Here is a 21,068-nt window from a genome sequence, read left to right as displayed (position 1 = left end):
CGCCACCGCTACAGGGCACGGATCGCGTCGAGCTCGCGAGCACGCCGAGCCCTGGCGGTGAGCGCCTGGTCGAGGCTGACCGCCTCGAACCGCACTCTCGTGTTCGGCGGCATCTGGCCGATGAGGTCCATGTCCGCGCTGATGACGGTTCCGATCATCAGGTATCCGCCGCCAGAGACGGCGTCCCGGTGCAGGATGATCGGCTCCTGCCCGGACGGCACCTGGATCGAGCCGATCGGGTAGCACGCGTCCACGATGTTCGACGGGTCGTCGCCGGCGCCGAAGGGCGGCTCACGATCGACGAAGGCGAGCGGAGTGCCGCCCTTGAGGCGGTAGCCGATCCGGTCCGCCTCGGAGCCCACGGTCCAGGTCTCGGCGAGGAAGGTCGCCATCGACGCGGGCTGGACCCGGTGGTCGTAGAGCCCCGGGACCATGCGCAGGACGTGCTCCTTCGCGAGCGGGGTGCGCAGCTCGGGTGGCAATGTGCGCCCCGCGGCGCGGGCGGCGTTCGCCGCACTCCGGGGGCCGGTCGGCAGCACATCGCCGGCCTCGAGCTTGCGGCCGTTCAGCCCTCCGAGGGAGCCGAGCGCGTAGGTGGAGCGGCTGCCGAGGCGCTCGGGCACGTCCAACCCGCCGGCCACCGCGAGGTAGGCGCGGGCGCCGGCGGTGGCGAAGCCGAACGAGAGGACCTGTCCCGCTCGGACCGCGAGCACCGTATCGGTCGGTTGCTCGACACCGTCGATCTTGGGCGCCATCGCCGCGCCCGTCACGGCGATGGACGTGTCGGCGGTGAACCGGAGCTCGGGACCGAGGAGCGCGCACTCGAGGACGGCGGCGGTCTCCTCGTTGCCGACCAAGAGGTTCGCGGCGCGGAAGGACCGCTGATCCATCGCGCCGGACGGTGGGATGCCTAGGTGGTAGTAGCCTGCTCGCCCCTGATCCTGCACCGAGCTGAGCAGGCCGGGCTTGATGACCTCGATCGTCACGGGAGTGCCTCCAGGAGTGTCGCGGGGTAGCCGGTGGGGTCGGCGGTGAACTCGGCGAGGTCGAACCGGACCGGGGCCGTGCGCGGGGCGTACCGCCCGGCCTGCGCCTCGGCCTCGATCGCGTCGTACTCGGCGCGGTCGATGGGACGGAACTTCACGATGTCTCCGGGGCGGAAGAAGATCATGAACTCCCGCAGGTGCGGGGCGCGCTGCTCCGGGTCGTAGATGGGAACCGGTGTGATGCCGAACATCTGGTACCCGCCGGCGCCGCGGACGGAGTAGATGCAGCTGAACGCCCCGCCGTAGCCGAGTGTGCCCTTCGGCGTGTCGGTGCGGGGCCGCAGGTACTTGGGCACCTGGATCTGGCGGTCCCGTTCGACCATCTGGTACATGAACGGCAGGCCGGCGACGAAGCCGACCATGGACACGAACCACGGTGTGGCCGAGTGCGCTTCGATGAATCGCTCGGCATCGGTGTAGCCGTTGATGCGGGCGGCGTACTCGAGGTCCGTGGCCTCGGGGGCCTGGTGCCGGTCGCGGAATCGCATGAGTGTCTCGTGCGTCCACGGATCGTTGTACAGCACCGGGATCTCGACGATCCGGGTGTCGAGCACGGCCTCCGTCGTGCCGAGCCCGGCTTCGATCGCCTCGAGCTCGGCGCGCAGTGTCTGCACGCTCAGCACGTCGGGGTCGAAGCGCACCTGGTAGGAGGCGTTGGCCGGGCAGATCTCCGTGACACCCGGCAGGTTGCGTGCGGCGAGCTCGCGGGTGATCAGGATGCCGCGGAAGAAGGCGTCCAGGGACATCGATTCGGACAGCTCGACGAACAGGTGCTCGTCGCCGCCCGGGGTGTAGCGGGTGCTCACCGGGTCTCCGTTCGTTGTTCGATCCACGTGGTGTGCAGCTCGTTGTTGCGGACATCGTCCTCGGCGAGGAGCTCCTCGAAGAAGGGCAGCGTCGTCGCCGGGCCGACCAGCTCGGTCTCGCGCAGCGCACGCGCGAGCCGGGCCAGTGCCTGTTCGCGGGTCTCCGCCCACACGATCAGCTTGCCGATCATGGAGTCGTAGAACGGCGGGATCCGGTATCCGGAGTAGACCAGCGAATCCACGCGCACCCCGGGCCCCTGGGCCCAGTCGACGTTGTCGATCGTGCCGGGGGAGGGGCGGAAACCGGCGGCCGGATCCTCCGCGTTGATCCGCACCTCGATCGCGTGCCCCCGCCGGTGGATCCGGTCCTGGCGGTACGGCAGCGGGTCACCCTGGCACACGGTGATCATGGCGCGGATCAGGTCCACGCCGCAGATCTCCTCGGTGATCGGGTGCTCCACCTGGATGCGGGTGTTCATCTCGATGAAGTAGTACTCGCCGGTGTCCGGGTCGTAGAGGTACTCGATGGTGCCGGCGCCCACGTACCCGACGGAGCGGGTGAGAGCGACCGCCGAGGTGCACAGCGCGGTGCGGGTGGCCTCGTCGAGGATCGCGGCGGGCGCCTCCTCCCAGACCTTCTGCCGGCGCCGCTGCAGTGAGCAGTCGCGCTCGAAGAAGTGCACCGCGTCCGTGCCGTCGCCGAGGACCTGCACCTCGATGTGCCGAGCGCGCGCGATGAACTTCTCCAGGTAGATGCCGGCGTCGCCGAAGGCCGCCTCGGCCTCTTGCCGAGCCTCCGCGAAGGCCTGCGCGACCTCGTCGTCGCTGCCGGCGATGCGGATCCCGCGCCCACCGCCCCCGGCTGCGGCCTTGAGCAGTACCGGATAGCCGATCCGCCGGGCACATGCCACCGCATCGTCGGCGTCGGTCAGCAGGCCGTCGCTGCCCGGGACCACGGGTACGCCCGCGGACCGTGCGGTGGCGATGGCCTCCGCCTTGTGGCCCATCCGCGAGATGGTCGCCGCGGCGGGCCCGATCCAGACCATTCCGGCGTCGGTGACGGCCCGGGCGAAATCGGCGTTCTCGGACAGGAATCCGTAGCCCGGGTGCACCGCGTCGGCGTTCACCGTGCGCGCTGCGGCGAGCAGTGCCTCCGGGTTGAGGTAGCTCTTCTTGGCGTGTGCGCCGCCGATGTTGATCGCCTCGTCGGCGAGAAGCACCGCGAGGGAGGACTCATCGGCGTCGCTGTACGCGGCGATCGCGACGATGCCCATCTCCTGCGCCGCGCGGATCACCCGCACTGCGATCTCGCCACGGTTGGCGACGAGGAGTCGTTCGATCCGGGCCATCAGTCGGCCACTTCGATGCGCAGCAGCGTCTGGCCCACGTCGACCGGATCCTCCGATGCGACGAGGATCTCCACGACCGTGCCGGCCACGTCGGCGGTGATCGGGTTGAACATCTTCATCACCTCGATGAGGCCGATCTGGTCGCCGACGGCGACCACCGATCCCACGGTCACGAACGGCGGGCTGGTGGGGGACTCCTGCTGGTAGAAGGTGCCGGGAAGGGGTGCGGGAACCTCATGGATACTCATGGCGGGTCCTCTCTTTCGGTGTCGTTCGGGGTGCTGTGCGCGGTGCTGGTCGGAGCGTCAGGACAGGGGGACGGGCGGCGCGAAGGAGCGGACGGTGATCCCGGCACCGTCGAGCGCGGACCGGGTGCTGGTCATCAGGTCGATCGCGCCGCGGGTATCGCTGTGGATGCAGATGGATTCGAAGGGCACCCGGACGGTGGTGCCGTCGACGGCGGTGACGACACCGTCGCGGCAGGCGCGGATCACCTTGGCCGCCACCTCGTCCGGGGAGAGTGCCCCGACATCGCGGGTGAAGACGATCTGCCCGTCGGGGCCGTAGTGCCGGTCGGCGTAGAACTCCCGGATCACCGGGTGTGCGCGCTCGCGGGCCACGCCCTCGATGACGGAGCCGGCCATGACGAGGACCGGGAGCTCCGGGTCGATCCGGTGCAGCGTGCCGATCAGCGATTCGGCGAAGGCGGCGTCGCGCGAGGCGTGCATGTAGAGGGCGCCGTGCAGCTTGAAGTGCTGCAGGCGCAGGCCGTTCAGGGCCACGAACTCCCGCACCGCGCCCAACTGGTAGACGCAGTCGTCCACCAGTTCCTCGGGGCGCGCGTCGATGTGCCGGCGGCCGAATCCGGCGAGGTCGCGGAAACCGGGGTGCACGCCGACGCCGACGCCGTGCTCGCGTGCCAGAGCGACGGTGCGGGCGATGATCCTCGGATCACCGGCGTGGAAGCCGGCGGCGACATTGATCGAGCTGACCAGGGGCATCATCTGCGCGTCGACGTCGTCGCCGAAGGACCATGCGCCGAAGCCCTCGCTCATGTCGCAATTGATATCGATCGTGGTGGTCACGGGTCTCCTTCTGTGATCTGAGGCATAACCTACGAAAGCGCCCGGGTATTGGGAAGAACAAATATCTGATCCTTCAATATCGGCAGAACCGATAGCCTGGCCCCATGAGCTTCTCGGTGCGGCAACTGCGCTATTTCGTGGCCGTCGCGGAGTCGGGGCAGGTCAGCGGGGCGGCGCGCGAGCTCTTCGTCTCGCAGTCGTCGGTCACCGCTGCCGTTCAGCAGATCGAGCAGCGGCTCAAGGCCCCGGTCTTCCACCGCAGCGCCCGCGGCGTCGCGCTCACGCCGACGGGCCGTGCGCTGCTGCCCAAGGCGCGGCAGATCCTGCAACTCCTCGAGGAGGCGGAGGGCGTGACGCCGGCGGACCTGACGGTGTCGGGGACCCTGCGCGTCGGGGTGTCGTACACCGTGATGGGGTACTTCCTGCCGCATCACGTGCAGCAATTGGCGGTGCTGTACCCCGGGCTCAAGGTCGAGTGGTCCGAGATGGACCGGCAGCCCATCGAGGACAGAGTCGTGGCGGGTGACCTGGACTTCGGTCTGCTCCTCACCTCGAACCTGGCCGACGACTCGCAGCTCCAGTACGAGACCTTCGTGCACTCACGGCGGCGACTGTGGATGGCGCCGACGCATCCGCTCGCGGGCCGGGAGGGCGTGCGCCTCGCCGATGTCGAGCAGTACCCGTACGCCCTGCTCACCGTCGACGAGGCGGCCGTCACCACCCGTTCCTACTGGCAGGAGCGACCGATGAACGTCCTCATCAAGACCTCGTCGATCGAGGCGATCCGCAGCGTGGTCGCGAACGGCAACGCCGTGACGATCCTGTCGGACATGGTCTACCGTCCGTGGTCGCTCGAGGGGCGCAGGATCGACACGACGCTGTTGGCGGATCCGGTGCCGGACATGCGGATCGGGCTCACCTGGGACCGCGGCCGGGAGTTCACGCCGGCCATGGTCGCGCTGCACGACTACTTCTACCGGATCTTCCTCACACCCGCCCTGGGGTGAACGCCCGCGGCGCCCCGGGGCGACCGTTCAGTATCGCCACCGAATGGCGGTAGAAATACTCGCTGGACCCGGCCCCGCGGGTCCCGCAGGATCGTGGCAAGTGATGCACGATCCGACGAAAAGGCGGGTGACCAATGCGATTCCACGACCATCTCGCGGACCTGTGGGCACGCTTCGGCGAGCTCCGCCGCACCCACGTCGAGCTGTACGAGCGGCGTCAGATCCTGCTCGAGCCGTGGACGCACGAGATTCTGCACTGGGGGTCGGACAGGACCCTGCACGGATCGATCGCCGTCGGGCGGGCGAGGCCTCCGGTGACGCGCGGAGGGTGGTGCCCGTGCCGTCCGTTGGACGTGGTCGCCGAGGGGCGCGGGGTTGTGATTAGTAATTAGTAACTACTAATCTATTCGGGTGGCCACCCGAATGAGCGGATCCGAACGCAGAGCGCAGGTATTGGGGATCGCCGCGCGTGAGTTCGGCGCGCACGGCCTGCACGGAGCGTCGATCGACACCGTCGCTGCGGAGGCGGGGATCACGCAGGCGTACGTGTTCCGGATGTTCGGCACGAAGAAGGCGCTGTTCCTGCAATTGGTCACCGAGGCGTTCGGCGGACTGGTCGACGCGATGGCGAGGGCGGGCCAGGGCACCGTCGGGATCGAGGCGCTCTCGCGGATGGGCGCCGAGTACTACGACAACCTCGCCGACGACACGGCCCTCCGGCTGCAGCTCCAGGGCTTCGCCGCGTGCGGGGATCCCGAGGTCCGCGACGTGGTCCGCGACTGCTTCGCGAGCCTGTGGGACACCACTGCGGGCGGCACGGGGCTCGATCCCGTCACCGTCAAGACCTTCCTGGCCTTCGGCATGCTGCTCAACGCGGGCGCCGCGCTCGGCGTCGGCGAGGTCGACGCGCCCTGGGCCGACGGCGTGCGGACCCTGATCCGGCCCGGGCTGTTCGAGCACGTGCGCGCCGAGACCAACCGGCCGGCCTCGTGACCGGGCGGCTCCCCGGTGCGCTGGTCACCGTCGCCCTCTGCGCGGCGGTGATCGGGAGCGTCGGGGCGCCGCTCATCACCGCCGTGGCTTGGTCCGAGGACGTGTCGCTGGGCGCCGCCCAGTGGACCCTGACGATCACGCTGTTCGCGGGCGCGATCGCGGGGCCCGTGCTCGGCCGGCTCGGCGCCGGACCGCTCCGCCGACGCACGATCCTCGGCACGCTCGGCCCGGTGGCTCTCGGCGGTGTCCTGACGGTGCTGCCCCTACCGTTCGGCGTGCTCCTGCTGGGTCGCGCGCTGCAGGGCGTGGGCACGGCGCTGGTGCCACTGCTGATCAGTGTGGCCCGCAGTGCCCTCGGGACCGAGCGGGCGGCGAGGACGATCGCGTCGCTGTCGGTCGCGTCGACGGTGGGCATCGGCGTGGGGTACCCGTTGATCAGCCTCGTCGATCAGTTGCTCGGCCTGCGCGCGGCCTACGGAACCGGGCTCGCGATCACCCTGGTCGCCCTCGCCGTCGCGTGGCGGGTGGTCCCCGTCGACGAACCCGGGGTGCGCCCGCGGATCGACGTGCCCGGCGCGCTCCTGCTCGGTGTGGGCACCCTCGGTGTGCTGCTGCTCGTCGCGGAGCCCGCGCTCTGGAGTCGGCCGGGGGCGGCACTGGGCGTGCTCGCCGGTACCGTCGCCGTGCTCGTGGCGTGGGCCGCCGTCGAGCTCCGGACCGACGCGCCCCTCGTGGACCTGAGGCTCGCCGCGCGTCCGGTCGTGGCCGCCGCGAACCTGGCGATGCTGGTGGCCGGGATCGGGATGTACCTGCTGTTCAGCGATCTCACGCGGTACGTCCAGGTGCCATCGGGTGCGGCGTACGGCTTCGCCCTCCCCGGTGTGCTGGCCGGCGCCGCGCTGATCCCGTTCTCGGTACTCGGCTTCGTCGCGGGCAGGCTCGTGCCGCGGGCATCGGACCGGCTCGGCCCGCGCGGGACCTTCGCCGCGGCTTCGTCTCTCGTGGTCCTCGCTGCCGGGGTGTTCGTCGCCGGACGGGACCACCTCCCGGCGGTGCTGCTCGCGTTCGCGGCGCTGGGTCTCGGCGTCGGCGGGGCGTCCGCGGTGATGCCGCGTCTCGTGCTCGACGGGACGCCGCAGTCCGAGACCGCCAGTGCCATGGCGGTCAATCAGATCGCCAGGGCCGTCGGATTCGCGGTCGGTAGCGCGCTCGCGGGATTCCTCCTCGCCCGTGCCACGCCCGACGGTGCGCTCCTTCCCGCGCAGGGCGGGTACGTCGCCGTTGCGCTCTGGTCGGCGGTGCCAGCGATGGCGGCCGTCGCGGTGCTGGTGGCGGGGCGAGGGAGCCGCGTGCCGGGCATGCGTTCTACCTAGTCGCCTCATCTCGAAAACTTGTCGGTGGGTCCGGGTAGCGTCCTGGTATGGACGAAAAGCTTGCGGTAGAGGATGACCCGCCTCCTGATGGGGCGGTGGGTGTGGATGTGGTGGACCGGTTACGTTCGAGTGAACTCCGACGCTGCCGATTGGCGGTCGAGCAGTACGCACTCGCGGCGGACCTGCTCCGGCAACGGGTCTGCGAACGCGCCGCGGCGGGGGTGCCGCAGGACCGGTGGCAGCAGGGCGTCGCCGCCGAGGTCGCGCTCGCCCTGCACATCTCCCCGAACACCGCCGCCCGGTTCCTCGCCCGCGCGGTGCAGTTGGAGAAGTACATGCCGCACACCCGCGCCCGCCTCTACGACGGTGACCTCTCCCCGGAGGCGATCCCCACCCTGCTGGCCGGCCTGTCCCATTTGGACCTCGCCCGCCGTCAGCAGGCCGACACGGAGCTGTGCGCCGACCCCGCGACCCTGGCGGGGTTGGGGCTCAAGCAGTTGGCGGGGAAGGTCGAGCAGGTCGCCTACCGGTTGGACGCCCGCGCCACGGTGGATCGGAATGCGGCGGCGGAGAAGGACCGGTCGGTGACCCTCCGGCCGCTGCCGGAGGGCATGGCCCGGCTGTCGGTGCTGCTGCCGATGGCGCAGGCCGTCGGCGCCTACGCGGCGCTGCGCACCCACGCCGACACCCATGTGGGGCGCGATCAGGAACTGCGGACCCGGCCGCAGCTGATGGCCGACACCGCGTTCACGCGTCTGACCGGCCGCGACACCGCCGACGGGCAACCCGTCACCGTGCACCTCACCGTTCCCGCGACGGTGCTCCTCGGTGACCGGCCCGGTACCGCGCATCTTGACGGCGGCGGCCCCCTGCCGGCGGAGATCGCCCGCAACCTCATCGGGAAAGCCACCGCCGCCGGCGTCGCCTGGGTCAAGCGGCTCTTCGTGACGCCGGAGACGGGTGCGGTGGTGGCGATGGACTCCCGGCAACGCCTCTTCCCCGACGGACTGGCGGAGGTCATCCGGGTGCGGGATCGGTACTGCCGCACCCCCTACTGCGACGCGCCGATCGCGCACACCGACCACATCACCCCACACGCCGCCGGCGGAGCGACGAGCTACAGCAACGGGCAGGGCCTGTGCGCGGCATGCAACTACGCCAAGGAAGCCCCCGGCTGGCGCAGCGCAACCGTTGACGACCCGTCCGGGAGGCACACCGTCGAAACCCGAACCCCGACAGGGCATGTCCACCGATCCACGGCCCCGGAACAGGCGGCCTGAGGGGAGAGATTCAGTTCGCCTCGCCGATGGCGGGGCCGAGGATGTCGTCGGCATCGACGATGCGGTAGGCGTAGCCCTGCTCCGCGAGGAAGCGCTGGCGGTGTGCGGCGTAGTCGGCGTCGAGGGTGTCGCGGGAGACGACGGAGTAGAAGTGCGCGGTGCCGCCGTCGTGCTTCGGGCGCAGGAGCCGACCGAGACGCTGGGCCTCCTCCTGCCGCGACCCGAAGGTGCCCGAGACCTGCACGGCCACCGAGGCTTCCGGGAGGTCGATCGAGAAGTTCGCGACCTTGCTCACCACGAGTGTCGAGATCTCGCCCGATCGGAACCTGTCGAACAGGGCCTCGCGTTCCTTGTTCTTCACCGACCCGGTGATCACGGGCGCATCGAGCTCGCGCCCCAGTTCCTCCAGCTGATCGAGGTAGGCGCCGATCACGAGCGTCGGAGCGCCCTTGTGCCGCTCCAGGATCGACTTCACCACGGCGATCTTCGTGTGGGCGGTGGAGCACATCTGGTAGCGCTCGTCGGCCTCCGCGGTCGCGTACTGCATCCGCTGGTTCTCGGTGAGCGTCACCCGCACCTCGACGCAGTCGGCGGGAGCGATCCAGCCCTGCGCCTCGATGTCCTTCCACGGGGCGTCGTAGCGCTTCGGGCCGATCAACGAGAAGACGTCGCCCTCGCGGCCGTCCTCGCGCACGAGCGTGGCGGTGAGCCCCAACCGCCTGCGGGACTGCAGGTCCGCCGTCATCCGGAACACGGGTGCGGGGAGCAGATGCACCTCGTCGTAGATCATCAGGCCCCAGTCGCGGGAGTCGAACAGGTCGAGGTTGCGGTACTCGCCCTTCGACTTCCGCGTGAGCACCTGGTACGTGGCGATGGTGACCGGGCGGATCTCCTTCTTCTCGCCCGAGTACTCGCCGATCTCCTCCTCCGTGAGCGAGGTCCGGGCCAGGAGCTCACGCTTCCACTGGCGCCCCGCGACGGTGTTCGTCACCAGGATCAGCGTCGTGGCCTGCGCCCGGGCCATCGCCGCCGCGCCGACCATCGTCTTGCCCGCGCCGCAGGGGAGCACCACGACACCGGAACCGCCCAGCCAGAACGAATCGGCCGCGGTCTTCTGGTAGTCCCGCAGCTCCCACGGGTTCGAGTCCGTGTCCAGCGTGATCGGATGCGATTCGCCGTCGACGTAGCCGGCGAGGTCCTCCGCGGGCCACCCGACCTTGAGCAGCAGCTGCTTGAGGTGACCGCGCTCCGAGGGATGCACCACCACGGTGTCGTCGTCGATGCGGGCGCCCACCATCGGGGCGATCTTCTTGTGTCGGAGGATCTCCTCGAGGACTGCCCGATCCAGCGAGACCAGCGTGAGCCCGTGCGCCGGATGCTTGACCAGCTGGAGGCGGCCGTAGCGGCTCATGGTGTCGACCACGTCCACCAGCAGCGGTTGCGGCACCGGGTACCGCGAGAAGCTGACGAGCGCGTCGACGACCTGCTCCGCGTCGTGGCCCGCGGCGCGCGCGTTCCACAGCGCCAACGGCGTCACCCGGTACGTGTGCACGTGCTCGGGCGCACGCTCCAGCTCGGCGAAGGGGGCGATCGCCGCGCGGGCGGCGTTCGCGAGCTCGTGGTCGACCTCGAGGAGCAGGGTCTTGTCGGACTGGACGATGAGCGGTCCGTCGGTCATGAGTCAGTTCCTGTCCTTATTTGTGCTGGTAGCAGGTCCAGCGTCCCATGTGAACGGTTCGTGATCAGGCTTCGATCCCGCAGCAATCCCGCAGGAGTTCTTGGCGAGGGCTTCGATGGCGGCGTCCAGGTTCGCGGCGACCTCATCGAGGTCGGAGTCGAACAAGTCGCTGTACACGTCCAAGGTCATGCTCGGTTTCGAGTGTCCGAGCATCCTCCTGAGAGCAAGGACGTTCGCGCCTTCGGACACCGCGAGGGACGCCGCAGTGTGGCGTAGGTCGTGAGGGGTGACTGTAGGGAACATCGAGTCGGAACTCTGACAACGCGCCACAGCGGGACGGAACACTCTATTCCGCCACGTCCCGACGCGGAGCACATTCCCCTGTGTGTTCGTGAACACCAGGTCGCCTCGCGCCTTGCCCTTCACCTGCTCGGCGAGAGAGGCGGCGAGAGCAGAGGGGAACGGGACCGAACGCCGCTCGGTTGACTTAGGCGTCTTCCATACGAGCTTGCTCGCCTCCACTACAGCGCGCGAGACATTGATCCGTCGTCGTGTGAAGTCGATGTCTTGGACGCGCAACGCCGCCATCTCCGACCAGCGCAGCCCCGTGTACCCCAGCGTTAGCACCACCAGTTCATCATCCTCGCACTGTGCGGCAAGCTCGCGAAGTTGCAGGTGAGTGAGGTAGCCACGGTCGGGATGATCCCGTTTCGGGAGCCGTACTCCTGCTGCGGGGTTCTGGGCGATCCGCTTATCCTCCACCGCTGCATCGAGAATCATTTTCAACAGACCGTGGGCGTTTTCGATGGACGGCACTCCTGTGCCTTCGGAGACCATCTCTGCGATCCACGTCCGCACGGTGCTGGGCTTGACCTCGCCGACGGGCTTCTTCTCCCACTTCGGCGCGACGTGGACCTTCCACGTGCTGGCACGCTGGATCGCGGTGCTCTTGGCGATGTGCCCTTGTCCGGTGCTCCACTCGCGGTGGATGTCGCCGATGGTGACCTTCCCCTTGGAGCGGGGGACATGCTTGCCGCTGTCCACCTCGGCGAGCCGCGCGCGGAGCCACGTCTCAGCCTCGCGCTTGACCTTGAAGACCTTCTCGACCTCGGTGGAGTCGTCCGTTACGTACCGAGCCCGCCAGCGGGACTCCACGCCGTGCTTGGCGGACGGCACCTCGGACCATGAGCCATCGCTCTGGCGAACCCGCTTGACCCATCGGTCCTCGACCCCGCCACGGACACCCCTGTAGCCCACGGGTTACCTGCTGGTGATCGTGAGCAGGTTCGGCACCTGCTCCACGAGGTCGCGCACCTGCGCCGCAGCCGTGCTGTCGGCAATCTCGACCACCTCGGGGTTCCGAGGTGCCGCGTCGTCGGCAGCGTCGGGGGCAAGCGTCATCCACTCGCCGACCGCCTGCGCCCACGCGACCAGGGACGCGCGCAGCGCTTGTTCCGCCTGCTGGGCAGCCGCACGAGCGGGCGCGGCGGGATCGTCGGCGTCGTCGGACTCCGCGATGAGCACCGTCGGGGTGGTGCCCAGGGACGCCGCTATGGCGACCAGCTCGGGCACGCGAGCAGGACGCGTACCCGCTTCAATGCGCGCGAGAACGCTTGCTGCCATAGGTATTTCGTTCTGTTCACGGACACGCTTCGCGAATAGCTCCTGACTGAGCGGGAGCTGTTCGCGTCGTCGGCGGATCGCCGCGCCGAGGCTGTCATCCGTGAGCACGTGGTCAGCGTACCCGACTATCCCCCATATCAGACGACAACCCCCTGAAATGGGGTTGTGATACCTCAACCCTCAATATAGACTGGGCGATGCTAAAACAGGCGGGGCTTCGCCCCCATTGCAGACAGGAGGGGAGCATGACGCTCCTGACTACCCGAGAAGTGGCGAAGCTGGTGAGCAAGTCGCCCGCCACTGTCGCCGACTGGCGCAAGGACGGAATCGGACCCGCGTACCTCAAGCTGTCTCCGGGGCGGCAAGGCAGTGTGCGCTACGAGCTGAGCGCCGTCGAGGCGTGGATCGCCGAGCGTGCCGCTGCTACCCGCGCGGTGATCGAGGCGAAGCCCATCGCCACGGAGGTCGCCTAAGCCCATGACCACCAGCACATTCACCGCCTGCGGCGTGACCGTGACCCCAAACCCAGAGTCGGGCACGATCACGATGACCGACACCCTCGGATGCACGATCACGGTGCCCGCTGGCTATGCGTCGGACCTCGCCCATGACATCTGCGAAGCGATGCGTGAGGGCTGCACGGACGGTGTGCTCGAAGATGGTCCGCACTCGATTGCCTACGACGGGGCTCTCGGCGGCGCGGACCCGCGCTGGGTGCAGGGCGGTCTCCCCGACGCTTTCGCCGCCGTGACGACTTTGTACCTGGGCATCTTCGCGGCGGTCGCGGGGATCAAGTCGGTGCCGATCCAGCAGGCACTAGAGGTGCTGGGGGTTACCGGGTACATCGCGAGCGGCGGACCCCACTACGAGAACGACGGCTACGCGCTGTTCGTCAGCTCGATGGACGTGGCGCGGTTGCTCGGCGTCGATGAGGCATCCCTGCTGCGGCTCGCCGAGCTGGGACTGCTCGGGAACCACGGTCGTCGCGACGGGTCCGTGCTCGCCGTGGATGTGCTTCGTGCGCTCGGGCACGCAGTGCCGCAACGGATTCACCCATAAAACACGTCAGCCACCTCGGGCGGAGGTGGCTGACGGCAATCCCGAAAGGAATATCGACTTGTCAACCCAGGTTAACAGCGCGCCCTCTGCGTCCGCAAGCGGATCGCTGAAGAAGGCTGCGCCGCGCAAGAAGTCCGCGCCGAAGGCGACCAACGGCACCCAGCCCGAGGACACCACCACCGCAGCGGCTGCGTCCGCGCCCGCCGTGGACCCGACCACGGGCAAGATCAGCATCGACACCTCGCTGCCAGGGAAGCTGGTCGCGGGTGGTGTTTCGCCCGTGGGCGACTGGGGCGACCCGTCCAAGAAGCTGCTCGACAAGGACGGCAAGCCCGACCCGTTCTCGCAGGTTTCAGCTCCGCCGACGTACTCGGCTTGGGGCAGCCTCACGCGCCCCCTGCGTCCGTGTCAGACCACGGAGGTGGGTGAGAAGCACGTCGCGGCGATGCAGGCGCTCACGGGTAAGGCTCGCGAGCAGCTCATGCAGCAAGTGTTCCCGCCCGTGGTCCCGACCATTCCAGAAGTCGGCCCCACCCCATCGCTTCCTCCTCACCGCGCGGACTGGTCCGACGCGCTCGACCCTCAGCGCGAGTGGGACTTCTTCTCTGCGACGCCCTTCCTTCGGGCGATCCGCAACTGGGCGCGGGCGAACAGCATCAACCCCTGGTCGGCGTTCGCGGCGGCAATGGAAGCGATCCTCGGACATGTAGGGCCGCATGTGGTTATCCCGCAGATCGTCGGTGGAAAGCTCGGGAGCCTGAACACGGTGGTCGTGTTCGTCGCTCATCCAGGTGGAGGCAAGGGCACCGTGTTTGAGATTCGGGTCCGACTGGGCGGGACCGAGGAGCCTATTGGTGCGCCCGTGATCGACACGCCTGGATCAGGGGCGGCGGTCCCGGAGGCGTTCGCCTCACCTGAGACCACAGAGCTGGGCGAGAAGCGGATGCTGATCCGCAACGCGTCAGCGATCCTGCGGTACAACGAGATCACTCAGTTCGCCGACATCGTGACGCGTAAGGGCGACACGATGGATGCTGAGTTGCTCAAGAGCTACTCGGCGGAGGGGCACGGAAGTCGTGTCAAGAACTCCCCGTGTTGGACGCAGGACCACGAGACTCGTTCAGGGTTCGCGATCAACTGCCAGCCCGAAGCGGGGCAGTCTGTAACCGGAGACATCAACGCGGCCACGGGCAAGGTTCAGCGCACCCTCTACATGCCCGCCGAGTTCATCTCGGACGAGCCCACTGAGGAGGAGCTGGCAGCGGTCAAAGCCGACCTCTACGGCCACGAGAACCCCGATGACGACGACCTCAGCGCGTACGACGATCCCGAGTTCGAGAGGGTCTCCGAGCCGTTCACGGTGTACTTGCACCCCTTGTTCGGCACGACACGGTACAACGCAGCGGGCTACGTCGCGGGTGAGCAGGACTTCCACCTGATCAAGGTGCATAAGGCGGTCCGCGACCTGATCAAGCAGATGCGGCGTGTGCGTGGCTGGGACGCCGAGTTCGACGCCCGTGACACCCACGCCGCACTGACGCGGCTCAAGGTGGCGGTGGCACTCACAGTGATGCACGGCGGATACCTCGTGACTGTGCGGTGGTGGAACCTCGCGGGACTGGTGATGCAGACCTCGAATGCGGGGCGCACCATCGCCTACAACGGTGCTTCCAAGGCGAAGCGCAACGAGGCGCGGGCGGAGGGTGAAACCTCCGCTGAGCGTCGCGACGCTGAGGCGGAGAAGCTCAAGGAGCTCAAGGCTGAGCGTCTCGCCCTCCTCCGCAAGAAGACGCTCGACCGTGCACTGCAATGGGTGAAGGCGAAGCCTGTGAAGCACCCGTTGGGCTGGACGATCACCGAGATGTGCACGAGTCTGAACAGCTTCATGAACCCCAAGGGCACGACCCCGAAGACGACCGCTGAGGACGTGCGAGCCTGCGTCGATTCGCTGGTCGAGGAGGGCAAGCTCACGCTGATTCCCGACTCTCGGTTCGACATCAAGGGGAACGCGGTGCCCACCTTCCTGCCGACGGTGGCTATCGGGGCGGGGGCGGCATGATGATCAACTCCACGTCCTCGCGGCGGGGTATCGGACCCTCCGTACCCTCCACCGCGTCCTCCACGGAAAACGCCTGGTCAGGGCGGACCCTCCGTGCCCTCCGTACCCTCCGCCTGAGTGCCGTTCCGACTGACTCAGCGCTCACCCCCCTGCAACAGAAGAAGTTTAATATAGTGCATTCTCTCTGCTCTTGGGGCGAGCTGAGGCTGACGCGTGAGGGTGCTCAGACTCCGACCCCCGCAGTGGAGGGCACGGAGGGTACGGAGGGTCCGCGCCGACCTGCGGTTTTCTGTGGAGGACGCAGTGGGGGGTCCGTGGTCACAGAGCGGAGGGTCCGCGCGATTTCGGGCCTCCTCCCGCGTGAATCGCTCCTCGCCGCCGATTTCTCCCTCCCTTCGAGGCCAAGCGGAGATGCACTATGACAAACTTCTACGTCAACGATGGCGCTCCGATGTCCGATTTCGAGGCGGAGGGTCCGTGGATGATCACCACGCCCCTGAGCCCCTCCGATGCGCTCGACCTCCTCACCTCACTGGTGCGCCCTGAACCCGCCGTGCACCCCGCTCTGGTGCGGGCGTGCGCGCAGGTGCTCGACTACGACTCCCGCGAGGGGAACGGGCTGCTGTACGCAGCGGGGGCGGACGAGGCAGCAGAGTCCAGCCTCACTCGTTGGGCGCAGCAGATGCCGTCGGGGCTGCGGATCACGCAGGCGGGCATCGTGCCGCTTTCGTTCTCGGCGGACCAGTGCCGCGTCGAGCTGCTCAACGTCACCGCCTGGAATCGTCGCATCATCACGGCGGCACCGACTGTGGTCCCCGTGTGTGTCGGCGCACTGGGGGTGCCTGTCCTGCGGGCGACTATCAACACCTACGCGGGCTCGATCCCGAAGCTCGGTCTGCGGGCGCTCCACAGTGCCCTCCGTGACCACCTCCGCGAACAAGCTCACGGACCCCGCGTCCCCGCGACGAAGCTGCGCATGGACTGGGACTTGTTCACCGTCGAGGGCGACCGCACTGACCGCGACATCGACCGCCGCATCATCGCTCTCCTGGACGACCCGTACCCGGAGGGCGCGGGATACCGCGAGGACGTGCTCTCCACCCTGTGCGCCGCGTTCATGGAGTGCCCCGACGTGAACTACCGCCTGTTCGCCGAGCTGGTGACCGCCGCCTTCTCGCTGGCTCCCGACGTGTCCCTGGACGCGCTCTACGGGGTCGGCACCTTGCAGGCCGTGCTCGGAGTGGGCGCAGTCCTGGATGAGGCCGTCGCAGCAGGAGTGGTGTGGCTCGGTTCCGACCAGCTCCGCGAGCTGGAATCTGCCGCTGACTATGCCCGTGAACACCTCGGACTCGGCAGCCCCGCTGCCACCCCTGCCTGACCCAGAAAGGAACCCGACATGTCTCTTCCACACCGCTCCCGCCGCCACGCCCGCGAACGCCACCTCTACCTGGTCCCGCCGCTCGACGGGGCCGACAGCACGCCCGAGGCCCCCGCGCCGAGTAAGCCCAAGGCCGCGCCGACTGGCTTCCCCTGGGACATCCCCACCACCCCAAGCCCCTGGGGGATGCCGAGCAAGCCCAAGGCCGCGCCCTACGCGGGACGCCCTGCCTACGTGCACACGATCCCGCAGACCATGCCCGCCGACGACCACCACGAGCACCCCGCACGTCCCCGCGTGCAGTGGCAGCGCCTGACCGACCAGGAGGACAACTGACATGACCTCACCCATCGACCGCGACGATCCGCAGCTCGCCCACCTCACGCCCGTCGAGCGTGCGCGCTGGCTGGCGGAGGCAACGCGTATCCGCTTCTTCACGCCCGACGCCCCGCTCCCGCCGATCCCCACGCGCGAGGCCCTGGACGAGGCGGCTGCCCGCGCTGCCGAGCGCGCACGGCGGGAGCTGGACGAGGCCGCCCCGCACCCCGACAGCGGGCTGTGCAGTGATCCCCGCTGCCCGAACTGTCACATGGCCCCATCCGTGTCCGGCGTCGAGTTTGACCTGACCCCGCTGCCCGAGCTGCACTCCGAGGTGACCGCCATCTCCGAGCGCGTGTACCGCGCGGCCTGGTTGCTCCCGCTCGTGCACGTCGTGCGGGAAGGGATTCAGGCCGACCGCGAGCTGACTCTCGCGGCTGATTCTCAGTCCCGAGCTGCCTTGGAGCGGATGGGCCTCGGACTGGACCAGACCGTGCGGGTCGAGGCGATGGCGAGCGCCCTGCGCCCGTCACGTCCCCCGCGTTTGGGCGGGGTCACGCCGCACCTCCTCGCCCTCTGCGGGGAGGCGGAGGGAGTGCTGCTCCGCCTCGCCGAGGGCGATGCCCGCGCCCTCGACGACGCCGTGGGGGTCTACGCCCGCCTGCGTCGCGAAGCTGGCGCGCTCGCCGGGGAGGAACACATTTCCTCCCAGGCTCCGACGCTCACCGAGTCCGAGCTGCGCCTGCCCGCCTACGCCGAGCTGATCACCGATGTCCCCGCAGAACCCGCCCTAACCATCGACAACCCCAACAACCAGGAGAACGACTGACATGTCCGAGAACACCGAGACCACCGAGACCCCCGAGGTTGAGACCGCCGAGGCTGCGCCCTTCGGCACCGTGCCGCGTCCCTTCGATCTGGGGAAGTTCATGGAGACCCAGCGCGCGTGGGCGACGGAGGTGGGGCGGCGGCGCGCGGCGGAGGCCGCCCAGGCTCGCCTCGTTTACGACGAGCGCCAGCGTGTTGCCGCCGTGGCGTCCGCCGAGGTGCTCGCGCGAACCGCCTCCGCTGCGATGGCAGCGGACGTGGCCGCAGCGCGTGCGGCGCTCGCCCTGGAATACGCCCAGCGGGAGGCGGACGCCACGGCAGCCGCCGCCCAGCGGGCGCATAACGAGTACACCCGCGCTGTCGCCACTGCGGCGGCTCTGCCCGTCGTGCCCAACGACGCCGACCCCGAGACCGATGAGGAGACCCCGCGACCATGACCTTGCCTACCCTGTTCCGCCGTCGCCCGACGGCGACGCCGACTCCCGTTCAGCGGGCGCGCCGCTATTTCGCCCGTCTCATCTGGCTGTCGCTGGCCCTGAGCATCATCGGCAACGCGCTGCACAACATCGCGAGTATCGCGGTGTCCCTTCCCGTGCAGGTCGTGCTCTCGATCATCCCGCCGATCCTGCTGGCCTTGCTCATCCACGGCCTGTCCCACCTCGCCGCCGCGCAGCTCGGAGGCGCGCTCTACAACTGCGCGGCGGGTGCGGTCGCTGTCCTCGCGGCAGGTGCGGGTGTGGTCTCGTTCGTGACTCTGCAATCCCTCGCCCTGATGCCGTACCAGGCTGCGGGCTCTGTCCACGGCGGGTGGCCCGAGGGCTGGGCCTTTCTCTTGCCCGTGCTCTTGGACGTGCCAGTAGTCGTCGCGACGGCGGTGCTCGTGTCGATTGACCGCGCCGCGATGCGCACCGCTGGGGCGACCGTCACCGACGATGCGCACCAGGCTGACGCCCTTGCACCAGAGGGTGCGGGCGATGGTGCGGACCCCGCACCAGGCGATGCACGGCCCATTGACGGCACCGCTCCGGCCTCGGACCCTGACACGGGCGCGTCAGTGTCCGCACCAGGTCCGCACCAGCTCGTGACCTCGGGCGATGCGCTCGCCGATGCACTCACGCCCGAGGTGGTGCACCCGTCCGATGCGCCTGATGCGGAGCCCCGCACCACTGACTTCGACGTGGTGCGCGACGGTGCACCCGAGCCGCACCAGGGCGATGCGCTTGCCTCGCTCGCTGAGGCGCTGGTGCGTGCGGGACGCACCACTGCCGACCCAGAGACCGTGCACATCGTGCTGATGCGCACCGTCTCGGGCGCATCGTCACGGCGCGTTGCCGAGGAGGTGGACGGGCTCAGCTACAGCGCGGTGCAGCGGATTGTCCGCGCCGCGCGGGAGATGGGGGAGCTGCCCACCGTCGACTCCGCGTCTACTCCGATGCGCTTGGTCGGGTGAGCGCGCGACCTGCCCCAGCGCGCAACAGAGCCCGCCCTCCGATGATGGAGGGCGGGCTCTGTTGGTGTCCGGAGATGTCTATCGCGACGCCTGGCGCTTGAACGAGAAGTAGTAGCCGCCGCTGGGGGTGCCGTAGCAGCTCGCGCCGACCACGGTGACGCGCTTCATCTGCGTGCGCGCCTGATCACAGGTCCAATCTGAGCTGAACGGCCCGCGCTGCGCCCACTCGACGTTGCCGTAGGGCGTGGCGCTCGCTGCGGGTGCGGCGAGCGTGCTGACCGCCCCAGCTCCACCGAGAACCGCCGCGCCCATCAGCACGCCCGCCATCGTCCGCTTCGTCTTCGACATCTTCGTTCCCCTCCAAGTCGGTGAACGCGGAGGTGTCCCCGCGTCGTCGGAACCGACCTTCTCGATCTGCGCCAAACGGGCGCTTGGCGGACACTTGCACGTGCTCACGAACAGCACGGTCCCCCTGTACCGTCCTGGTGCATGGGGAGACGAAGGACACCACTGACCATTGCGATAGCTGCGGTCGCCGTGACGCTCAGCGCCTGCTCGACGGTCACGGGCACCGCCGTGCCAGACCCGAGCGTGGCAGCGAAGTTCAAGCTCAACACAGGGGGATTCCCGACCTCGCCGCGCAAGGTGGAGGCGGGCAACGCGCTCGACGCCTGGCAGCAGGAAGGGTGGCGGATCGCTTCTGCCGTCGTCACGCCGTGGGCGTTCTACCCCTCGCTGACGAAAGCGTGCAGCGACAACGACGACACCGCCGCGCCCGCCTTTTCGGCAGCAACGCTGACCAAGGCCACCGCCGCGATGTCCACCGAGCAGGCGAACATCGCGGGCAGCAACGGATACCAGACGGGGTTCATCGCGTGCGGCGACGACAAGAACAAGACCCGACTACGGGTCGGGATTCTCCGCTTCACCGACGAGGCATCGGCGAAGCGGGCGGTCGCACTGATCGCGGACAAGAACCCCTCCGAACAACACAACGTGCCTGCAAACTTCCCCGTGCGCGACGCGACGCTGACCATGCTCGGCGCGAACAGCGCGGTCGGGATTGCCTCGCTCACCACGATGGTCGCGCGCGGGAACCTCGTGGTGGTGTCGGGGATGATGGTGCCGACCGCAGCGGGCGGCCCCACCGCAGCGACGGTATTCGACGTAGTGGGCAAGGCGATGGCTGCGCAGGTCGCGAAGCTCGGCGACTATCGCCAGACCCCGTTCACGCTCGCGCAGGGACAGTCGGTGATCCCTGCCGTGCCGATGGACGACGACGGGATCATGGGCCTGACCGCGCCACCGTCGGAAGCGCAGGGCGCATCGGGACTGTCATCGAAGACCGCGCCCCTCGACGGCTGGGGAGACGCGCATACGTACACACTGAACTCGCACGAGACTATCGACGGTTTGGAGCGGTTCGGGCGTGCTGCTCTGAACGTGGTCCTGCGCTTCACCGACGACAAGGCATCTGCGGAGTACATGAGCCAGATGTACAGCGGGGTGAAGCAACCCATCGCGGGCATCTCCGGACAGTTCGGAGGCTGCATGGCGGTCCCCCTGGCGAATACCGCACAGACCGCCACGTTCTGCGTCGTCCGTTCTGGTCGGTACGTCGGTACCGCCTATTCACGGACGGCGGAGCAGGCGCAGCAATCAGCGTCGGCGACGTACCTCCGTCTCAAGGGAGCGAAGTAACCCTCTTCCGATCACGCGGGACGTGACACGTTCCG

At 68.8% G+C, this 21,068-nt stretch carries 23 protein-coding genes; 14 read left to right on the top strand and 9 right to left on the bottom strand.

From position 1 onward, the window contains the following. Window positions 1-8: 8 nt before the first annotated feature. Genes HF999_RS15425 through HF999_RS15405 form a run of 5 tightly spaced genes read right to left on the bottom strand, consistent with a single transcriptional unit; the run spans window position 9 to window position 4,286 of the window. Complete coding sequence (locus HF999_RS15425; RefSeq protein ID WP_312854158.1) at window positions 9-986, bottom strand: 5-oxoprolinase subunit C family protein; 978 nt, start codon at window positions 984-986, stop codon at window positions 9-11. Further along, window positions 983-1,852 carry a 5-oxoprolinase subunit B family protein gene (locus HF999_RS15420; RefSeq protein ID WP_168546745.1) on the bottom strand — a complete coding sequence of 290 codons (870 nt, stop codon included), beginning with the start codon at window positions 1,850-1,852 and terminating at the stop codon, window positions 983-985. Before HF999_RS15420 ends, HF999_RS15425 begins: the two co-directional genes overlap by 4 nt. Beyond that, window positions 1,849-3,201 carry an acetyl-CoA carboxylase biotin carboxylase subunit gene (locus tag HF999_RS15415; protein ID WP_168546744.1) on the bottom strand — a complete coding sequence of 451 codons (1,353 nt, stop codon included), beginning with the start codon at window positions 3,199-3,201 and terminating at the stop codon, window positions 1,849-1,851. The genes HF999_RS15420 and HF999_RS15415 overlap by 4 nt, the downstream gene beginning before the upstream one ends. Then, complete coding sequence (locus HF999_RS15410) at window positions 3,201-3,449, bottom strand: acetyl-CoA carboxylase (RefSeq protein ID WP_168546743.1); 249 nt, start codon at window positions 3,447-3,449, stop codon at window positions 3,201-3,203. The genes HF999_RS15415 and HF999_RS15410 overlap by 1 nt, the downstream gene beginning before the upstream one ends. A 57-nt stretch (window positions 3,450-3,506) precedes the next feature. Beyond that, window positions 3,507-4,286, bottom strand: a complete 780-nt coding sequence (locus HF999_RS15405) for a 5-oxoprolinase subunit PxpA (protein WP_168546742.1) — start codon at window positions 4,284-4,286, stop codon at window positions 3,507-3,509. Window positions 4,287-4,390: 104 nt separating this feature from the next. Between HF999_RS15405 and HF999_RS15400 the strand changes: the two genes are divergently transcribed. From HF999_RS15400 to HF999_RS15380, 5 genes are all read left to right on the top strand, one after another. After that, window positions 4,391-5,293, top strand: coding sequence for a LysR family transcriptional regulator (locus tag HF999_RS15400; RefSeq protein ID WP_168546741.1), 903 nt, complete (start codon window positions 4,391-4,393; stop codon window positions 5,291-5,293). A 134-nt stretch (window positions 5,294-5,427) separates the two neighbouring features. Next, entirely contained in the window at window positions 5,428-5,685 is a 258-nt protein-coding gene (locus tag HF999_RS15395; RefSeq protein ID WP_168546740.1) for a hypothetical protein, read from the top strand. Window positions 5,686-5,716: 31 nt separating this feature from the next. Continuing rightward, window positions 5,717-6,286 (top strand): TetR/AcrR family transcriptional regulator, encoded by a 570-nt coding sequence (locus HF999_RS15390; RefSeq protein WP_168546739.1) that lies wholly within the window; start codon window positions 5,717-5,719, stop codon window positions 6,284-6,286. Continuing rightward, window positions 6,283-7,659, top strand: a complete 1,377-nt coding sequence (locus tag HF999_RS15385) for an MFS transporter (protein WP_168546738.1) — start codon at window positions 6,283-6,285, stop codon at window positions 7,657-7,659. The genes HF999_RS15390 and HF999_RS15385 overlap by 4 nt, the downstream gene beginning before the upstream one ends. A 47-nt stretch (window positions 7,660-7,706) precedes the next feature. Further along, a complete protein-coding gene (locus HF999_RS15380) occupies window positions 7,707-8,939 on the top strand; it encodes an HNH endonuclease (RefSeq protein WP_168546737.1) in 1,233 nt (410 codons plus the stop codon). 10 nt (window positions 8,940-8,949) lie between these two features. Here HF999_RS15380 and HF999_RS15375 read toward each other — a convergent pair whose 3' ends face one another. The 3 genes from HF999_RS15375 to HF999_RS15365 form a co-directional block, all read right to left on the bottom strand. Further along, window positions 8,950-10,617, bottom strand: a complete 1,668-nt coding sequence (locus HF999_RS15375) for a DNA repair helicase XPB (protein WP_168546736.1) — start codon at window positions 10,615-10,617, stop codon at window positions 8,950-8,952. A gap of 3 nt (window positions 10,618-10,620) precedes the next feature. After that, entirely contained in the window at window positions 10,621-11,793 is a 1,173-nt protein-coding gene (locus HF999_RS22640; protein ID WP_312854157.1) for a tyrosine-type recombinase/integrase, read from the bottom strand. Between the two features lie 84 nt (window positions 11,794-11,877). Beyond that, entirely contained in the window at window positions 11,878-12,348 is a 471-nt protein-coding gene (locus HF999_RS15365; protein WP_168546734.1) for a helix-turn-helix domain-containing protein, read from the bottom strand. Window positions 12,349-12,485: 137 nt separating this feature from the next. On the opposite strand from HF999_RS15365, the gene HF999_RS15360 reads away from it, so the two are divergent. From HF999_RS15360 to HF999_RS15325, 8 genes are all read left to right on the top strand, one after another. Then, window positions 12,486-12,713 (top strand): helix-turn-helix transcriptional regulator, encoded by a 228-nt coding sequence (locus HF999_RS15360; protein ID WP_168546733.1) that lies wholly within the window; start codon window positions 12,486-12,488, stop codon window positions 12,711-12,713. 4 nt (window positions 12,714-12,717) lie between these two features. Further along, window positions 12,718-13,299 (top strand): hypothetical protein, encoded by a 582-nt coding sequence (locus HF999_RS15355; protein ID WP_168546732.1) that lies wholly within the window; start codon window positions 12,718-12,720, stop codon window positions 13,297-13,299. Continuing rightward, on the top strand, window positions 13,259-15,358 hold the full coding sequence (locus HF999_RS15350) for a hypothetical protein (protein ID WP_168546731.1): 2,100 nt from the start codon (window positions 13,259-13,261) through the stop codon (window positions 15,356-15,358). Before HF999_RS15355 ends, HF999_RS15350 begins: the two co-directional genes overlap by 41 nt. Before the next feature lie 451 nt (window positions 15,359-15,809). Beyond that, on the top strand, window positions 15,810-16,736 hold the full coding sequence (locus HF999_RS15345; RefSeq protein WP_168546730.1) for a hypothetical protein: 927 nt from the start codon (window positions 15,810-15,812) through the stop codon (window positions 16,734-16,736). 18 nt (window positions 16,737-16,754) lie between these two features. Beyond that, window positions 16,755-17,072, top strand: coding sequence for a hypothetical protein (locus HF999_RS15340; protein ID WP_168546729.1), 318 nt, complete (start codon window positions 16,755-16,757; stop codon window positions 17,070-17,072). A 1-nt stretch (window position 17,073) separates the two neighbouring features. Next, a complete protein-coding gene (locus tag HF999_RS15335; RefSeq protein ID WP_168546728.1) occupies window positions 17,074-17,883 on the top strand; it encodes a hypothetical protein in 810 nt (269 codons plus the stop codon). A 1-nt stretch (window position 17,884) separates the two neighbouring features. After that, a complete protein-coding gene (locus tag HF999_RS15330) occupies window positions 17,885-18,319 on the top strand; it encodes a hypothetical protein (RefSeq protein WP_168546727.1) in 435 nt (144 codons plus the stop codon). Beyond that, entirely contained in the window at window positions 18,316-19,332 is a 1,017-nt protein-coding gene (locus HF999_RS15325; protein WP_168546726.1) for a hypothetical protein, read from the top strand. The genes HF999_RS15330 and HF999_RS15325 overlap by 4 nt, the downstream gene beginning before the upstream one ends. 78 nt (window positions 19,333-19,410) lie before the next feature. Here HF999_RS15325 and HF999_RS15320 read toward each other — a convergent pair whose 3' ends face one another. Then, on the bottom strand, window positions 19,411-19,680 hold the full coding sequence (locus HF999_RS15320; protein WP_168546725.1) for a hypothetical protein: 270 nt from the start codon (window positions 19,678-19,680) through the stop codon (window positions 19,411-19,413). Between the two features lie 141 nt (window positions 19,681-19,821). On the opposite strand from HF999_RS15320, the gene HF999_RS15315 reads away from it, so the two are divergent. Beyond that, window positions 19,822-21,033, top strand: coding sequence for a DUF7373 family lipoprotein (locus HF999_RS15315; RefSeq protein WP_168546724.1), 1,212 nt, complete (start codon window positions 19,822-19,824; stop codon window positions 21,031-21,033). Window positions 21,034-21,068 lie beyond the last annotated feature (35 nt).

The organism is Tsukamurella spumae, assembly GCF_012396015.1.
Taxonomy (GTDB): Bacteria; Actinomycetota; Actinomycetes; order Mycobacteriales; family Mycobacteriaceae; genus Tsukamurella; species Tsukamurella spumae.
The sequence above is the reverse complement of the archived record's forward strand: the minus strand, read 5'-3'. Positions and strand labels throughout refer to the sequence as shown.

Bases quoted from the DNA above. Each gene is read 5' to 3' on its own strand.
- HF999_RS15410 (WP_168546743.1), bottom strand. From the start codon at position 3,449: ATGAGTATCCATGAGGTTCCCGCACCCCTTCCCGGCACCTTCTACCAG.
- HF999_RS15330 (WP_168546727.1), top strand. From the start codon at position 17,885: ATGTCCGAGAACACCGAGACCACCGAGACCCCCGAGGTTGAGACCGCC.
- HF999_RS15415 (WP_168546744.1), bottom strand. From the start codon at position 3,201: ATGGCCCGGATCGAACGACTCCTCGTCGCCAACCGTGGCGAGATCGCA.
- HF999_RS15340 (WP_168546729.1), top strand. From the start codon at position 16,755: ATGTCTCTTCCACACCGCTCCCGCCGCCACGCCCGCGAACGCCACCTC.
- HF999_RS15400 (WP_168546741.1), top strand. From the start codon at position 4,391: ATGAGCTTCTCGGTGCGGCAACTGCGCTATTTCGTGGCCGTCGCGGAG.
- HF999_RS15395 (WP_168546740.1), top strand. From the start codon at position 5,428: ATGCGATTCCACGACCATCTCGCGGACCTGTGGGCACGCTTCGGCGAG.
- HF999_RS15355 (WP_168546732.1), top strand. From the start codon at position 12,718: ATGACCACCAGCACATTCACCGCCTGCGGCGTGACCGTGACCCCAAAC.
- HF999_RS15335 (WP_168546728.1), top strand. From the start codon at position 17,074: ATGACCTCACCCATCGACCGCGACGATCCGCAGCTCGCCCACCTCACG.
- HF999_RS15325 (WP_168546726.1), top strand. From the start codon at position 18,316: ATGACCTTGCCTACCCTGTTCCGCCGTCGCCCGACGGCGACGCCGACT.
- HF999_RS15315 (WP_168546724.1), top strand. From the start codon at position 19,822: ATGGGGAGACGAAGGACACCACTGACCATTGCGATAGCTGCGGTCGCC.
- HF999_RS15390 (WP_168546739.1), top strand. From the start codon at position 5,717: ATGAGCGGATCCGAACGCAGAGCGCAGGTATTGGGGATCGCCGCGCGT.
- HF999_RS15320 (WP_168546725.1), bottom strand. From the start codon at position 19,680: ATGTCGAAGACGAAGCGGACGATGGCGGGCGTGCTGATGGGCGCGGCG.
- HF999_RS15375 (WP_168546736.1), bottom strand. From the start codon at position 10,617: ATGACCGACGGACCGCTCATCGTCCAGTCCGACAAGACCCTGCTCCTC.
- HF999_RS15380 (WP_168546737.1), top strand. From the start codon at position 7,707: ATGGACGAAAAGCTTGCGGTAGAGGATGACCCGCCTCCTGATGGGGCG.
- HF999_RS15345 (WP_168546730.1), top strand. From the start codon at position 15,810: ATGTCCGATTTCGAGGCGGAGGGTCCGTGGATGATCACCACGCCCCTG.
- HF999_RS15360 (WP_168546733.1), top strand. From the start codon at position 12,486: ATGACGCTCCTGACTACCCGAGAAGTGGCGAAGCTGGTGAGCAAGTCG.